The following is a 15,825-nucleotide window of genomic DNA, read 5'->3' on the forward strand; positions in this document are numbered from 1 at the left end:
ATTGTTATGAATAAAAAAATATGAAAAGTATAAAACTAACACCACAAAGAAAAGAACAACTTACTCAGTTATGGCATAATTACAGAGATCGCGTAGATTCCCATCAAATTAAATATATTAGTGAGGAATTAGATTCGATTGCATCAGACTGGAGTAGGTATAAAATTAAGATTCAAGATGAAACTTTTAATATAGACGATTATACTAATCGGATAAACACCGATGAAGATCAGATGCCAGGTGGCTATTTATGTAATTTTTTAGAACGTACTACAAAAACAGTTTTAGGGTCTTCTAAACCCGCAGGTTCAGCATTAGCATTTGGTGTAAAATTAAATTTAAATGGGAGCTATTCTATTGGAATTAAAAGACCTAATGAAACTAAAGAAACTGCAATCGAAGTTTTTGATGAAGAAATAAAACCTTTATTTGAAAAAGTGACATTATGTACAGAGCCATCGCATAAGGCAGATCTTTTTGAAAACTCGAAATATCCATCAAAACAGATTTTACGTAAATTATCGGTTTTAGATCATTTAAATGATTTCCTTTTTATGTATTCAGATGAATCCATTGATGCCTTACATGATGAGATTATTGATAGTGAGACAGCAACTAATTTGGGTAAAAATCATGAAGTAAGACAGGTTTTAAATGAGACTTTCAAAATGCCTAACGATCCTGTTGAATCGGTATTGTTGTCTAAATTTATGTGGAACTATGTTAACGCTAAAGTAATAGCAGATGCAGATTCGCCTAATGTTATTTTATACGGTCCTCCAGGAACAGGTAAAACCTATGCCGTAACCCAAAGTTTAGATTTTGCTTGTAAAGGAGATGGTTCTCGTTATGAATTTGTACAATTTCATCCATCATTTACGTACGAAGATTTTATAGAAGGTATTAAACCTAAAGGCGTAACTAAAGATGGAAATATAAAGTTTGAACTTACAGATGGCATTTTTAAAAAATTCTGTAAAAGAGCAAAACAAAACCCTGATGTTGATTACTATTTTGTGATAGACGAGATTAATAGAGCTAATTTATCCAGTGTTTTTGGCGAAACCTTATTGTGTTTAGAAAAGGATTATCGCCATGATGTAAAAACTTCAGATAGAATAGGGCTTTATAAAACGCAATATTCTGCGCTTATAGAAGACATGATAAAGGATGGTGCTCCTGAAGATTTAGCATATCACTATGAAGATGGAAATGCATATTTTGGAGTCCCGAAAAATGTATTTTTTATAGGTATGATGAATGATGTCGATAAAAGTATCGATGCCTTCGATTTAGCTTTAAGAAGACGTTTTAAGTGGATTAGAAAAGATTGTAATTATGATGTTATAGAACAAAATACACGTTTTAGAAATGGAGATGAATTTACCAATATAGAGGAGTATGTAAAATGTTGTAATACATTAAATGATTATATCTCGAAGGAATTAAATCTTGGAAAGTCTTATGAATTTGGGCATTCATTTTTTATGAAAATGGGAAGCATCTCAAAGCTTAAACAAATAAGTTCAAAAAATCTTGATGAGTTGTTCAATCTTCATTTACGACCAACATTAAAAGAATATTTAAGAGCGTTATATTCTGAAAGTGATTTGGAAAGTAAATTAGATTTGGCGCTAATAAAGTTTAAGAGTCCTTTAAAACGAAACAAATAAATGAAAATCACAAAACCCGTAAATCATAATTTCTATGAGGAAGCCCCCCTTTCTTTAAAAAAACTATGCGATGGTTTTGGGGTTAAATTAACCCAAAGAAAAAAAATAGAACACACGCTGTTTTCATCGGTGCTTGAATTAAAAAGGGGAGATCCTAGATTTGAAAATATTAGTGTTTTTGGGTTCAAAAATATAGCTAACGAAAAAGCAGACGAAGACGGCTTAATTTTAAAGTTATACAATAAAACAAATGCATCTAATGAAATTGACTATTTCATTCAGACCGGTTTATTTGCAGGCATTGTATATCATAAGGGATATCAGTTTAATATAAATACAAGATATGGCGATGCTTTTTTAAGACGAATGCTAAATTTTGTAAATGATATTTTTGTAGATGATGTAGACGTTAATGCAACAAAAAATAATAAGAAAAATAACTTCTTATTTATATTAGCATATTTATTTATTCAATCGCTAGAAAAGGCCGCTGTTTTAGGGTTACCACAAGAATACCAAACCTTTACACAAACAAGTAATAAGGTAAGAGGTAAAATAGATTTAAACTCCTATCTAAAAAATCATATGCCGTTTAAAGGGGAAATTACAACCACCTTTAGGGAACAAACATATATTAAAGAAATAATAGATGTATTGTATTTGGCTTTATTAAAACTAGAAAAGTCTTTTGGAAAAGAAATCCATAAGCGCTTAATGGGTGTACAAACTTTGCTGAAACAGAATTATTCAGGCACATATGCAACCCAAGAAACAATTAGAAAAGCAAAACAGCATAGAGTTTTAAATAATCCATCATTTTTCTCTTTTAAAAAAGTTCTAGAATATGCCGAGATTATTTTGTTAGATCAGAGTATGGATCCATCTACAAACATAAAGAATAAAACTGCTGGCTATTTATTTGATATTTCACAATTATTCGAGATATATTTAGAGAAACTGTTGGCGCATAATTTTAATGATTGGGAGGTAACATCACAAACAGAATTACAATTATACCAAGGTTTATTTTATGGTAGAAAAATGTTTCCAGATTTAGTAATGAAACACAAATACTCTAATAAGATAATTGTTTTCGATGCTAAATTTAAGAATATGCGATTGGAAGGTCGAGATTTGGATCGCTCAGATTTTTACCAGATACATACTTATATTCAGTATTATGAACCAAATGTCTTATTTGGAGGCTTAATTTATCCGTGTTCAGAGCCTTTAATGACTCAAAATGCACATTCACCAAATTTATTTGGTCATAATTCTTCTACTCATTTTATTGTTGATGGTATATATGTTAATGAATCGATGTCGATGGAAGATATTTTAGAAAATGAACTTGATTTTGTGTCAAGAATAGAAGTTTTAATTAATGAAACGATGCCTATGGAATCCGATGTTATCAATTCCCAAAACCTAGTATAATTATGAGCTACGAGTATTCAGAAGATGGTTTAGTAGAAGCTGCGACCAAAGATGTTTTAGAAGAATTAGGTTGGACAGTAGTTACCGCCTGGAAAAATGAATCATTCGGGGAAGATGGATTATTAGGTAGGGAGAATAAAAGTGAAGTTGTTTTAACTCGATATTTACTTAAAGCTCTAGAGCATTTAAATCCTAATCTGCCACAATTAGCATACGATCAAGCCATAGCTCTCATCACACAAAACATAGCCGATCAAACTTTAGGATACGTTAATAAACACAAAAGCAATTTACTTAAACAAGGTGTACCTGTAAGTTATACTAATGATAAAGGTGAACTAATAAAAACAAAGCTAAAAGTATTTGATTTTAGTAATTATAGAAATAATGACTTTCTAGCGGTAAGACAATTAGAAGTCTTAGGAGAGCTTTATTTAAGACGGCCAGATGTTATTGGTTTTGTTAATGGTATTCCGCTTGTGTTTTTTGAATTGAAAGCACATCATCAAGATTTAAGACATGCTTATACCGACAATTTAAAAGATTATAAGGACACTATTTCGCAAGTATTTCACAATAATGCATTTGTTATTTTAAGTAATGGGACTGATGCAAAAGTTGGTACGATTACAAGCCCATATAAATATTTTCTAGATTGGAAACGTATTGAAGAAGATGAGGAAGGCGAAGTAAGTTTAGATACTATGCTACGCGGTACTTGTGATAAACATCGCTTCATGGACATCTTTGAAAACTTTCTATTATTCGATGATTCCCATGGGGATGTTGTAAAGTTAATGGCTAAAAACCACCAATACATAGGTGTAAATAAAGTTATTGAAAATGTAAATAATATTGAAGATCTAGAAGGGAAGTTGGGTGTGTTTTGGCACACGCAAGGTTCTGGAAAGTCTTATTCTATGGTGTTTTTATGCGAGAAGATACATCGAAAATTAGGTGGTTCTTATACTTTTTTAATTGCTGTAGATAGAACCGAGTTAGAAAATCAGTTATATGATACCTTTTCAGGCGTTGGAGTCGTTAATGATAAAAACGTAATTGCGGGGAAGAAAAAAGGAATGACAGGACGGGAACATTTACGAGAGCTGTTATCTGAAAATCATCGCTATGTGTTTACATTGATTCATAAGTTTTCTATAGATCCAAAATTAGAAACTGAATATCCATTAATTACAGATCGTAAAAATGTTATTGTAATTAGTGATGAAGCGCATAGAACACAATCTGGAACCTATGCAAGAAATATGCGTTTTCATGGCTTGCCAAATGCATCTTATTTAGGTTTTACGGGAACTCCAATAATTAAAGAAGAGGAGGAATTAACGAAAAATATTTTTGGAGAGTATGTATCTGTATACGATTTTAAACGTGCTATTGAAGATGAAGCAACCTTACCATTACGTTATTTAAATCGTGGTGAAAAGTTAGATATTACAAATCCTGAATTGGATGAGCAAATGGCTGCGGTTTTTGAAAATGAAGATCTGGATGATGACCAAAAGAAGAAATTAGAATATCTGTTTAGTCGAAATTATCCAATTCTTACAGCGCAACCAAGACTAGAAGCTATTGCTAAGGATTTAGTATGGCATTTTAACGAAAGAGGCTATCAGGGTAAAGCGATGTATGTGGCTTTAGATAAACCTACTGCGGTTAGAATGTATGAACTGATTCAGGGCTATTGGCCAGAATACTTAAAAGAACTTGAAGAGCGTATAAAGAACGCAGAAGACGAGCAAGATGCACAAGAGCTAAAACGTAAATACAATAACGTAAAAGAGACAGAAGTCTGCGTTGTGGTTAGTAGTGAGCAAAACGAAGTAGATAAATTCCGTAAAATGGATTTAGATATTGAGATCCATCGTAGAAAAATGGTAGAGCGCAATCTAGAAAAGGAGTTTAAAGATGAGGACAATCCGTTTAGGTTAGCTATCGTTTGTGCCATGTGGATTACTGGTTTTGATGCACCTTGTGTCTCTACAGTGTATTTAGACAAACCAATAAAAGGGCATACGCTAATGCAAACTATTGCAAGAGCTAATCGGGTTTATGATGATGAAAAAGAAAATGGATTAATTGTAGATTATGGTAATGTATATAAACAATTAGAGCAGGCGTATTCTGTTTATGGAGAAGGTGGAAAATCTGGTGGAAAAGGAAATCCCAATGGAAAACCAGTAGAACCATTAGAAGATGTCGAAATAGAATTAAAACAAGCAATAAAAGATGTCAAGACATATTTAAAAGAGCTTAGTTTTTCAATTCAAGACTTAAAGGATGCAAAACCAATGTCTAAAATTGCGAAAATTAAAGATGCTACAGATTGTGTGTGTTTAAACGAAACGACGCGTACTACGTTTGAAATGATGGCTCGTAATGTGTTTAGAAAGTATAAAGCCCTATTTCCATCAGATAAATTAAAAAAACATGAAAAGGATTACAATGCCATAGAAGCTATTTACACAGCGTTAAATCAGAATGTTAAATCAGCTGACGTTACTCAAATTATTATGGATTTACAAGCTATTGTAAGCGATAGTATAGTAATAAAAGAATCTGAAGTGAATGTAACTGAAGGAGGTGTTTATGTAGATTTGTCTGTTTTAGATTTTGACAAGTTAAGAGCTGCTTTTGCAATAACCACCCGTAAAAACACCTTAGTTTTTAATTTACAAAATGCAATTGAGACACGTTTAGAACAAATGCTAAAGGAAAATCCTTTACGCATAGAGTTCTATGAGCGTTATAAAGAAATAATAGATGAATACAATAAGGGTAAAAGCTTAGAAGACACCGTAAAAACCTTTGATAACTTGAATAGTTTTATACAAGATTTATCAGGTGAAGAACAACGTGTAGTTCGTGAAAATTTAAAGAACCAGGAAACTCTAGCCATTTTTGATTTACTTAGAGAAGGTAAAAATCTTTCCGAAAAAGAATTAAAAGAAGTCAAAAAAGTTGCTGCCAAAACACTAGATATTTTGAAAACTGAAAAGTTAAAATTTGAAAAATGGCGTGAAAGTCGACAAATAAAGGCACAGGTAAAAAGTACTATTTATGACAATCTTTTGTACTTGCCACAAGATTCATATTCGGATGAAGAGGTTGGAATAAAAACAGCTAATGTATATCAGCATATTTATACTAACTATTCTGGCGGTGGAAATAGTGTTTATAGTAGAACCATTTAGAGTAGTCATGTGTTAGAAGTTTTTACCGACGAGATTATAGATTTGTATCATGAACTCAGAAAAGAAAAAGAATCATTTCAAGGCATGGGCATCAATTTTGAAGAGAAAGCGTTTTATGATATATTAAAAGCAATAGCTCATAAATACGATTTTGATTATCCAGAAGATAAATTAATACATCTAGCCAAAGAAGTCAAGAAGGTGGTTGATGATAAAGCAAAATACACCGAATGGAACCAAAGAGACGATATTAAAGCCGAATTAAAGGTAGATTTAATCATTCTACTTGCAGATAATGATTATCCACCCATAACAAAAGATGAGGTTTTTAAAGAAATTTTTGATCAAGCCGAACATTTTAAAAAGTATAGTAATTTGTGATAGTTTAGTTTAAAAATACTTTGCTTTAAAGTCGATTAATTATAATAAGCATAACTCATATTCTACTTCATTAGATTATATTGAGCACTCCATTTATAAGGGAAGCATTTACTATGCCTTCCTGAATATTCATCTTTTTTTAAAATGTAACTATCCCCATTCCCCAAGACCACATAAACATATCTGCACATTTTAAACCACAATATCCATGTTACTTTTTACGTTTCATGTCATTGTGGGTTCCTTCGAGAGTGCTTCGACAATCCTTCGAGGATCCTTCGTAAAAACGCCTGTTTTAGGGAGCTGACTCGAACAATCCTCGAAGAAGTCTCGAACAAAGCCCCTAAAAGGATGAAAATTGGTATTTGGAGGTGACAAAATAAGCCATACAGGTCTATGTCATGAGGTCAAATTTGTGCACGTTTTAGGGAATAATTGTATAATATTGGGTGTCGTATTCTAGACGGTGTTAGCTTTTAAAAGCAACGCGTTGCAACCTTTGTGTTTGATGTTTAGCAGTATTTTAGGTATGCCTGCAGGGGAAAAATTGACAAGTCGGTGATGTGCGAACCGCACTGGATATCATCCCATTCCCGATTTTTAGGAAACAGCGGGAGTCGGCTAAACCAAAAGTATCCTAAGCATTCTTATTTTTGGTGCATCGTTATGGCTGGTACAAGGCGTTACTTTTTGCATCAGATAAAATCAAAATCCTCATAGATAATGTTTGCTTTCGGCACATTCAGGGCATCAAACCCTTTTAGTAAGGCGGTTCTTAGGTTCTTCGGACTGCAAATAAACAGGGTTTTGTTGTGTGGCCCTGCAATAGCACTGCTTTGTATATGTCCTGAGGTATTGGAACAGTGTATATGCACATGAAAATGAGGCATGCGGGCAGCTAAAGTTTCAAAAGCTTCCCCATGAAAGGTTTCCGAACTTTGGTGCACACAATAGTATAAATCCACTTCAAGCTCAGGCCAAGGGTGTCGTTCTAAATCGTGACACCAACTCACAAAGGGCGCAATACCTACACCGCCAGCAATCCATATTTGTTTAGAGGTCCCTAATTTATAATCGAAGCACCCATAAGGGCCTTCGGCCAAGGCTACGGTATGTGGAGTTAAGGTGTCATACAACTGAGAGGTATAATCGCCTAAGGCTTTAACCAGAATGTGGATTTCATTTTTTTTAGGGGAACCACAAATGGTAAACGGATGCGATTCCATGCTGAGGTGAGGATGTTTAAACTGAAAGAAGCAAAATTGTCCTGGCACAAACTTAAAGTTAAAACCGGTATCGAATAGCGTGATGTCCATGACCGTGTCACTTAATTTTTCTATAGCCAAAACTTCGAAGGTGTATGTGTGAGACAACCATTTATAAAATATGGATTTGTATAAAAACGACAAGACAGCAAGTGTTCCCAGCACGATAAAGTATAGAGCGAGATAGCGATTGTGTTCATAAAAGTGCTGTACTCCAAAGACATGTACGAGCATTAAAATAAAACTAAGGCCCATAAATTTGTGAGTGATTTTCCAACTGTTATAGGGTAATTTTATCACCAATGTAAACAGTAGGAGTACAATAAGTAACCATAAAGCCCAACTTCCAGCATTTATTTCTAGTTTTCTGTGAAGCGGTAAGAGGTACCAAAATGTTTTTTCGATATCGTCTGGAATCCATCGCAGTAATAACAATAGAGGATGCGCTAAAATCATGAAAAATGCCCATGTTCCGACGGTAATGTGTTTTTGATACAGTTTATCGAGTCCGCCAAAATAGGTTTCTATACCCTTAAGCCGTGTGGTTAAAATAAAAGACATGGCAAATAAAGAAAATCCAATGACACTACACCACTGACTGGTATATACAAAAAACGGAAACGCATCGTGCTTAATGGTGGTATTGGGGAAGGTGAGTAACCAGAGTCCGCTGGGAATAAGAACAGTAAACAGAATTAAAATGAGGTATCTATGTTGTGTCTTCATAATACAAGGTGTTTTCCTAGAAGTATAGGTTTAACGAAAAGACAACAGTGTGGTGTGTCATGTATTACAAGTGTACGTAACACATGACCATGCGCATTGTGCTGTATGAATGTACAATAGCTATTTAAAATGAACTATGACATTAGGCATATTTATCGTTTTTTTGTAGCAAAATACACTCAAGTGACAGCTAACAGAATAACACAAGACACACCTTAAGAAGGGAATTACCCGACAAGTCGTATATCTTAAGGGGCGTCGTTGGATGAATATTCCGGTTTATAGACTTCCAGTTCTATTTCGATCATGAATTCGGGAACGGCCAATTCGGTGACGCCTAACCACGAGCCGGTTGGAAAGTGTGTGGTGTAAATGGTATTGCGGTAGGCGGCATGTTCAAGGAATAAGGCCATGTTGGTGGTAAATATATTTTCGACGACCACATCGTCAAAGGTGCAGCCATAATGTTTTAGTATGGTATCCAGATCGGCATAACAATTTTTCATTTGTTGTTCAAAATCACCTACAGCTGTTGGATTTCCATTTTCGTCCATACTTACCGCTCCAGAAATTTTAATGTCGTGTCCTAGTTTTACAGCGTGTGTGTAGCCGTAAGCGTTCTCGACTTCGGGGCGCAGTGAAAAATATTCTGGGGTCATAAAGGGACGCTCCATGCCATATTCTGGAGGTCCGGGTGGGGCATTACGACGTTGGTTGCAACTTGTAAAACATAAGGTAAGCAAGAGCGCCAGTATGATAGGCGAGACCTGAAGTGTTGGTGTTTTCATAATAGTGATGGTTTTTGTGCCATAGGGTTTCGGTTTATGGCAATCCCGTGTTGAGAAATCTTGTATAATGTGTTGTACCTATTAGAAGGTAAAGTGTAGAAGTGGGGTGCTATATGTGTATGCCTTGAAATAAAATTCTTCAATGTGTACCACGTAACACTATCCTAATGTAATCTTTATTTGTTAGATATACAGGGGGTTAGTGGAAATGTTTTAATCAGGTCTTAGTTGTAGACTGTTTAGCTGTTGAATAATTCGTTACATGCCGATGACATTTGGAGCAGACTATAAACAAAAAAACCTTCCGCTAGGGCGGAAGGTTTAACACTATTACTATACTATAGTTGTAAGGGGATTACAGCTTATTTTGACCAAGCAAATGGTTGGAATGCAGCATCTACAGGTGTATTTGCAATGTGGTTAGTGTAATTACTAATCACTTTTTGAGATAATCCCAAAATGATTTCTAACACTTGAGCTTCTCCATATCCAGCAGCATAAAAAGCATCTAATTCTTCTTGAGATACATGTCCGCGATTTCTAACAATAGATAACGTCATGGTTCTTAAAGCTTCTAATTTAGCATCTGCTAAAGGCGTTTCGTTACGCAAAGCTTCTGTAATCGCGTCATCTACTTTCATCATTTTAGCGATACCTGTATGTGCTGGTACACAATAATGACAGGCGTGCTCTACGTTAATGGCTTGCCATACTACAGTTAATTCTTCTTCGTTAAACGATGTTTGTGTAAACAATTCGTGTAGCGTTTGGTAAGCTTCTAAAATTTTTGGAGCTCCAGCTAATACGCCGTGTAATCCAGGAATCATCCCGTAGGCTTTTTGAGAGTTTTCTAATAAACCTTTAGCGTCTTGTGGTGCTGATTCAATACTGTGTACTTTTAAAGTTGTCATAATTTTGTGTCTTATTTAATATTAATTATTATCTAAACGTTCGTTTAGAAATGTTGTGAAAAAAATGTGTTTATAAATTCGTGAAGATCATTTCTATATAATCTTCAATTTCTGTATTAGTATTTACTCGGGCTGCAGCGGCTAAACCGTGCTTAGCTAATAGTAAATAATTGGCTTGTTTTAATATGGTTGTTTCGTCTTTAGTCGCATCCATACGTAACTTGTCAATAATAATGGATTTAATATGTTCCATAAACGCAGTCATTTGCTCCTGAATCAATGCATCTTCATGATCAGAAAACTCATTATACGTATTGGTGACTAGGCATCCTTTGGTTTTGTCGTCATTAAAATTAGAACTTACAGTATCGTAAAAAAATTGTTTAATATCTGCGATACCAGAGGTACCATTTTCAAATTTTTCTAGGGTACTGTGCACTTTGGCTTTGTAGCATTTTAAACTTTCTAGAAATAATCCATGCTTATTGCCAAAACTAGAATATATAGAAAACTTATTAATGCCCATTTCTTTTTCAAGCATCTGCATAGACGTATTCTCGTACCCTTTCTTCCAGAAGAGGTACATGGCCTTTTCTACAACTTCGTGTTCTTGATATGCTTTCTGACGTGCCATAAGTTTGTATTACGATACAAAACTAAACAAGCGGTTAGAAATAAAAAAGCCTTTTAACGTTTATTTAAAGGTTTGATGATCAATGCGCTTACTGCTGACTCGAAATTAAGATTGTTAGTGTCGTTAAAAAATATGAACTTAATACGGTTTAAAAGGAGTCACTTTATAAGGTATAAATGAAAAGTCTTCGTTTTAATCAGTTTTTAATTTACTAGGCAGATAATTGTATTTCTTTTTAAAGGCGGCGGTAAAATGTTGGGGATTTTTATAGCCAATTTCGTAAGCGGTCTCTGCAATGGTATAGCCTTGTTCGGAGATTAGTTTTTTTGCTTTCACCATGCGCAGTTCGGTGACATAAGTAAAAATAGGCTTCCCAAAAATGAGTTTAAAATTCTGCTTCAGCTTAAATTGATTGATGCCTGTAAGGTGGGACAGTTCTAAAATACTGGGCGGGTTTTTAAGGTTTTTAGAGATGATAGACTCGGCGTGTAGAATTTTTAAATGGTCTTCTTTAGGAATACAGAGGTCGTGTTGGGTTTGTTTATGTGACAGACAATCGAAAAAGATGGCTAATATTTCGGTGATTTTAGATTCTAAATACGCTTTTTTGATGCATTCCCCGTAATTACAATTCACAATTTCTTCAATAATAAGGTGTAATTGCGCCGTGATGGGCTTGCTTTGTTCCCACATAACAAACGGAATATCTTGTTCTAAGGCTGTACCAAATTCAGCACTAAGGTTTTTAAAAGTATGTCCGAATACCCGTTCTAAATAGGCTTTTGTAAATAAAATTTCTAGCGTTTTTCGCTTAGTGCAATCGTATTCTAATTGCCCTTTAACTTCGGGTAAATAAAAGAAGTTATAATGGCCGTTCGGAATATATACGGCTACACTCTTCTCATTTTTAGGGGTATACCTACTGCTGCCTTCAATTTCAAAATGTATTTTTAAAAAGGGGAAATCGTGTTCTACATCTACCACAAAAGGTGGCGTAATACTGCCGTTTCTCACACTAATTTTTATGCCATCTAATACCAATTCTTTGGTTTCGCCTTTTACTAAAGCACCATTAGTAATTAGGGTTTCTTCATTCAGCTTTGCAGTTTTAAAATCTTTAGGAAACGTGCGGGTAATGGTTTTTTGAGCAAAGGAATGACTTTTCAATACAGATTTCATAAAATACTTTTTACGGCTTTATTAATGCCTTTTGCGTTATTAAAATTGAAACGTAATAAAATACATTTGCAATCATTATTTAAAATTAATCTAAATAGTAAAAATAGAAGAATATTATGAACTTATCAAAAATTATAAGAGCAATTATAGGATTGTTTTTTATAACACTATCGCACTTCAGTTTTGCACAACAGCAAACAGCCTTAGTAAAAGGTCAGGTCTTGACTGCAGATAGTAAACTGGCCGAGTCTATTAATGTGGTGATTACACCCTTAAATGTGGGGACAACAACCTCTAAAGATGGGGTATATAAATTCAATAACATACCTTATGGCGATTATACCATAGCCTTTTCTTTAATAGGTATGGAAACGAAAACCATAAACATTCGTGTAGATGCTACCGTAACAAGCATTCCAGATGTGGTGCTTAGTGAAAATGAAGAAGAACTGGAGGAAGTGCTTATTGTGGCCGAACGTTTAAATCAGTTCGCACAAAAAGAGTCGGAATACGTGGCTAAAGTGCCTTTAAAAAATATAAATAACCCGCAATCGTATTCTATTGTTACTGGGGCGTTATTAGAAGAACAACTGAATACAGATTTACCATCGGCCTTTAAAAGTATTACAGGTGGAGGCTATGTAGAGTCTAACGATGGTAATGTGAGTGTGTATTTAAGAGGATTTAGATCTGATGTGCACTTGCGTAATGGCGGAATTGCTTGGATAAAAGCTCCTATAGATCCGCAAAATATTGAGCGTATAGAACTTATTAAAGGTCCGGGATCTTTATTTTATGGTGCTAATGTGAATAATATTGCCAATTATGGTGGGGTGGTGAATAAAGTGACCAAACAAGCCTATAATGGTAAAAAATTAGAGTTGGGTTATATCGCAGGAAGTTGGGAACAAAACCGTGTAACTTTAGATTATAATACAGTGTTAGATGAAGATGAAACCGTGTTTTTTAGATTAAACGGCGCTTATAATTCAGAAAACAGTTTCCAAGATCAGGGGATTAAAAGAGAATTTATGGTAGCACCGTCTTTAACCTTTAATATTACAGACCGTTTAACCACAACCTTTAATTTAGAATATAACCAAAGTGAACGTAATTTATATTTTGCTAGAGGTTTAAGTACATCACTGATTACTGATGAAGTAAACAGTTGGGACGATTTAAATTGGGATTACGATACCAGTTATGGCTCTAACGGAATGGCCGGATATTTTGCTTCTACCGTGATGCAAGTGATGGTAGATTATAAACTGTCGGATACTTGGACGTCTAAAACCACTTTTACCAATGCGTCTTTATTTACAGATGCCAATTACCTTCGCGTGGTCATGTCTGATGAAAATACAGTAGATCGTTACTACTTACAATTAGATCCTAGAGAATCTGGAAATACACACATTCAGCAAGATTTCTTAAATGTAATTGATGGTGAAAAATTAGATAACAAACTGGTTACAGGAATGAGTTATTTAAATAATTTTGATGATACCCAACGTACTGGGGTTTGGAATGCAGTGGATGCTGTAGATGTGAACGATCCGGTAATTGTAGGGATGACTAATGAAGAATTTGAATCGAATATAGCCGATCAGACTAAAAACAAAACGGTTACAAAATTTAAAACTATAGGAATTTATGCTTTTGATGCTTTAACCATAGCAGATAAAATTACCTTGGCTGCAGGTTTACGTTTTGACCGTTACATGGGAGCAAACACAGTATACAATGGTGCCGATTTAAGTAATGGATACAATCAAAATGCATTAAGTACCAAGTTAGGGATTGCCTATAATCCGTTTCAGGATCAGGCCTCTTTCTTTGTGAATTATATGGATGGATTAAGTAATAATGCGCCATCGGATAACGGAACTGGAGAGATTATTACTTGGGATGCAGAACGTGCTAAGCAATTTGAAGTGGGAACTAAATTAAACTTCTTTAACGGGAAATTAAAAAGTACCATTAGCTATTACAATATCAATATTGATAACGATATTATTACCAATGAAGATGGTGTAAGTGTACAAGAAGGAGAAACCTTAAGTAAAGGCTTTGAAATAGATATTATTGCCAATCCATTTCCAGGGTTTAATGTTGTAGCTGGGTATACTAAAAACAATGCCACTTTAGAGAAAGTAAGTGCAGGTAGTGAAAATACTGTAGGAAATAGTTTAACCTATACGCCAGAAACGGTATGGAATTTTTGGTTGAGTTACCACATTCTGAAAGGAAAGACTAAAGGTTTAGGTTTTGGATTCGGAGCCAACCATATGAGTGAAATATACAACAGTACTGCCAATACCTTTGGTTCTGAGGCTTATAGTATTTTTGATAGTACAGTGTTTTATCAAAAAGAGAAATACAGAGTGAGTCTAAAAGCAAATAATATGTTTGATACATCTTATTATAATGGGTATGGTATTCCGCAAGATCCGTTTAACTTTAGTGTGGGCTTAACCTATAATGTATTTTAAAACCCATAATTTTACACAAAAAAAGAGAGCATGTTTTCACATGGTCTCTTTTTCTGTGTCTATTTAAAATCTGAATATCATGAAACATTTTATCACCTCTCTACTGCTATGTCTGTGTTTGTATAGCCATGCCCAAGACGTAACTATCGGATTTACAGAAACCATAGACTCGAAGCTTCTGAAAGAAACACGAGAGTATGACGTGTATTTACCCGAACAGTATAGCGAGGCACATTATAAAAGTCAGCAGTATCCGGTTATCTACATTTTAGACGGCGAAAAGTTTTTTCATGTGGCTTCTGGGATTGTTAAGAATCTGTCTACGGGCTATTATCCGGTAATGCCGGAATGCATTATAGTGGCCATAAAAAACACCAATCGCTCTCGCGATTTAACACCAACTAAAATTGCAGACGTGGGGTATGTTAGTGGTGGGGCAGATACGTTTAGCGCGTTTATTACGACAGAATTAATGCCTAAAATAGATGCGACCTACAGAACCTTAGGGTACAATGTGCTGGTTGGTCATTCGTTTGGTGGCCTATTTACCATAAACTCACTCTTTAAAACTACCGATACATTTCACGGGTATTTGGCTATCGATCCTAGTTTGTGGTGGGATGATGCCTTATTTGTTAAGGCTCTGGAAGGTGAATTAGAAACCAAAGACTTTAATAAGCGAGCGTTATTTATAGCGAATGCTAATGCCTCAGGCGCTAAAACCAAAACTTCGGCTCAAGATGATGCGCATGAGCAAGCAAAAGCAAATGCCATAGCACAGTTTAATACTACAACCCCAAAACAATTAAAACTAACGGTAAAATATTACCCTGAAGAAGATCATGGCAGTGTGGTGTTACCCGCTTTTATAGACGGATTTCGTGCCTTGTTTCCCGACTATCGGATTAATGTAAAAGACGTGATGAGTGATCCAGAAGTGCTGAAGTCACATTTTAAAACGGTATCCGACAATTTAGGATTCCCGTTTAAACCTCAATGTGCATTTATAGATGGTGTGGTCGATTTACTGATTGATAGAAATCGTTTAGAAGATGCTAAAGCCTTAAATGAGTTGAATAAATCCTATTATCCGGAGAATGACTATTTAAAAACCAAATGTAATTAAG

At 34.7% G+C, this 15,825-nt stretch carries 11 protein-coding genes; 6 read left to right on the plus strand and 5 right to left on the minus strand.

Annotated elements, in window-relative coordinates; translation table 11 throughout:
- Positions 1-20 precede the first annotated feature (20 nt).
- Genes AST99_RS05145 through AST99_RS05160 form a run of 4 tightly spaced genes read left to right on the plus strand, consistent with a single transcriptional unit; the run spans position 21 to position 6,703 of the window.
- A complete protein-coding gene (locus tag AST99_RS05145; protein WP_057779868.1) occupies positions 21-1,673 on the plus strand; it encodes an McrB family protein in 1,653 nt (550 codons plus the stop codon).
- Positions 1,674-3,110: a 5-methylcytosine restriction system specificity protein McrC gene (locus AST99_RS05150; RefSeq protein ID WP_057779870.1), complete on the plus strand. Its 1,437-nt coding sequence runs from the start codon at positions 1,674-1,676 to the stop codon at positions 3,108-3,110.
- A gap of 2 nt (positions 3,111-3,112) precedes the next feature.
- Positions 3,113-6,322 carry a type I restriction endonuclease subunit R gene (locus AST99_RS05155; protein WP_057779873.1) on the plus strand — a complete coding sequence of 1,070 codons (3,210 nt, stop codon included), beginning with the start codon at positions 3,113-3,115 and terminating at the stop codon, positions 6,320-6,322.
- A gap of 9 nt (positions 6,323-6,331) precedes the next feature.
- Positions 6,332-6,703 carry a type I restriction enzyme endonuclease domain-containing protein gene (locus tag AST99_RS05160; RefSeq protein WP_057779875.1) on the plus strand — a complete coding sequence of 124 codons (372 nt, stop codon included), beginning with the start codon at positions 6,332-6,334 and terminating at the stop codon, positions 6,701-6,703.
- 695 nt (positions 6,704-7,398) lie between these two features.
- Here the strand turns inward: AST99_RS05160 and AST99_RS05165 are convergent.
- From AST99_RS05165 to AST99_RS05185, 5 genes are all read right to left on the minus strand, one after another.
- Positions 7,399-8,694 (minus strand): ferredoxin reductase family protein, encoded by a 1,296-nt coding sequence (locus AST99_RS05165; RefSeq protein WP_057779877.1) that lies wholly within the window; start codon positions 8,692-8,694, stop codon positions 7,399-7,401.
- 248 nt (positions 8,695-8,942) lie between these two features.
- Positions 8,943-9,368, minus strand: a complete 426-nt coding sequence (locus AST99_RS05170) for a RidA family protein (protein ID WP_057779879.1) — start codon at positions 9,366-9,368, stop codon at positions 8,943-8,945.
- Positions 9,369-9,844: 476 nt separating this feature from the next.
- Complete coding sequence (locus AST99_RS05175; protein WP_057779882.1) at positions 9,845-10,393, minus strand: carboxymuconolactone decarboxylase family protein; 549 nt, start codon at positions 10,391-10,393, stop codon at positions 9,845-9,847.
- Between the two features lie 70 nt (positions 10,394-10,463).
- Entirely contained in the window at positions 10,464-11,027 is a 564-nt protein-coding gene (locus AST99_RS05180) for a TetR/AcrR family transcriptional regulator (protein WP_057779883.1), read from the minus strand.
- A 192-nt stretch (positions 11,028-11,219) separates the two neighbouring features.
- Complete coding sequence (locus AST99_RS05185) at positions 11,220-12,206, minus strand: helix-turn-helix domain-containing protein (RefSeq protein WP_057779885.1); 987 nt, start codon at positions 12,204-12,206, stop codon at positions 11,220-11,222.
- Positions 12,207-12,322: 116 nt separating this feature from the next.
- Between AST99_RS05185 and AST99_RS05190 the strand changes: the two genes are divergently transcribed.
- Together AST99_RS05190 and AST99_RS05195 are read left to right on the plus strand one after the other, a co-directional pair.
- Positions 12,323-14,698: a TonB-dependent receptor domain-containing protein gene (locus tag AST99_RS05190; protein ID WP_057779887.1), complete on the plus strand. Its 2,376-nt coding sequence runs from the start codon at positions 12,323-12,325 to the stop codon at positions 14,696-14,698.
- Between the two features lie 79 nt (positions 14,699-14,777).
- On the plus strand, positions 14,778-15,824 hold the full coding sequence (locus tag AST99_RS05195) for an alpha/beta hydrolase (RefSeq protein WP_083495603.1): 1,047 nt from the start codon (positions 14,778-14,780) through the stop codon (positions 15,822-15,824).
- The last annotated feature ends 1 nt before the right edge of the window (position 15,825 follow it).

This window comes from Formosa algae (genome assembly GCF_001439665.1).
Taxonomy (GTDB): domain Bacteria; phylum Bacteroidota; class Bacteroidia; order Flavobacteriales; family Flavobacteriaceae; genus Formosa; species Formosa algae.

Coding starts and splice junctions, on each gene's coding strand:
- AST99_RS05150 (WP_057779870.1), top strand. CDS start 1,674: ATGAAAATCACAAAACCCGTAAATCATAATTTCTATGAGGAAGCCCCC.
- AST99_RS05195 (WP_083495603.1), top strand. CDS start 14,778: ATGAAACATTTTATCACCTCTCTACTGCTATGTCTGTGTTTGTATAGC.
- AST99_RS05145 (WP_057779868.1), top strand. CDS start 21: ATGAAAAGTATAAAACTAACACCACAAAGAAAAGAACAACTTACTCAG.
- AST99_RS05185 (WP_057779885.1), bottom strand. CDS start 12,206: ATGAAATCTGTATTGAAAAGTCATTCCTTTGCTCAAAAAACCATTACC.
- AST99_RS05170 (WP_057779879.1), bottom strand. CDS start 9,368: ATGGAGCGTCCCTTTATGACCCCAGAATATTTTTCACTGCGCCCCGAA.
- AST99_RS05190 (WP_057779887.1), top strand. CDS start 12,323: ATGAACTTATCAAAAATTATAAGAGCAATTATAGGATTGTTTTTTATA.
- AST99_RS05175 (WP_057779882.1), bottom strand. CDS start 10,393: ATGACAACTTTAAAAGTACACAGTATTGAATCAGCACCACAAGACGCT.
- AST99_RS05155 (WP_057779873.1), top strand. CDS start 3,113: ATGAGCTACGAGTATTCAGAAGATGGTTTAGTAGAAGCTGCGACCAAA.
- AST99_RS05180 (WP_057779883.1), bottom strand. CDS start 11,027: ATGGCACGTCAGAAAGCATATCAAGAACACGAAGTTGTAGAAAAGGCC.
- AST99_RS05165 (WP_057779877.1), bottom strand. CDS start 8,694: ATGAAGACACAACATAGATACCTCATTTTAATTCTGTTTACTGTTCTT.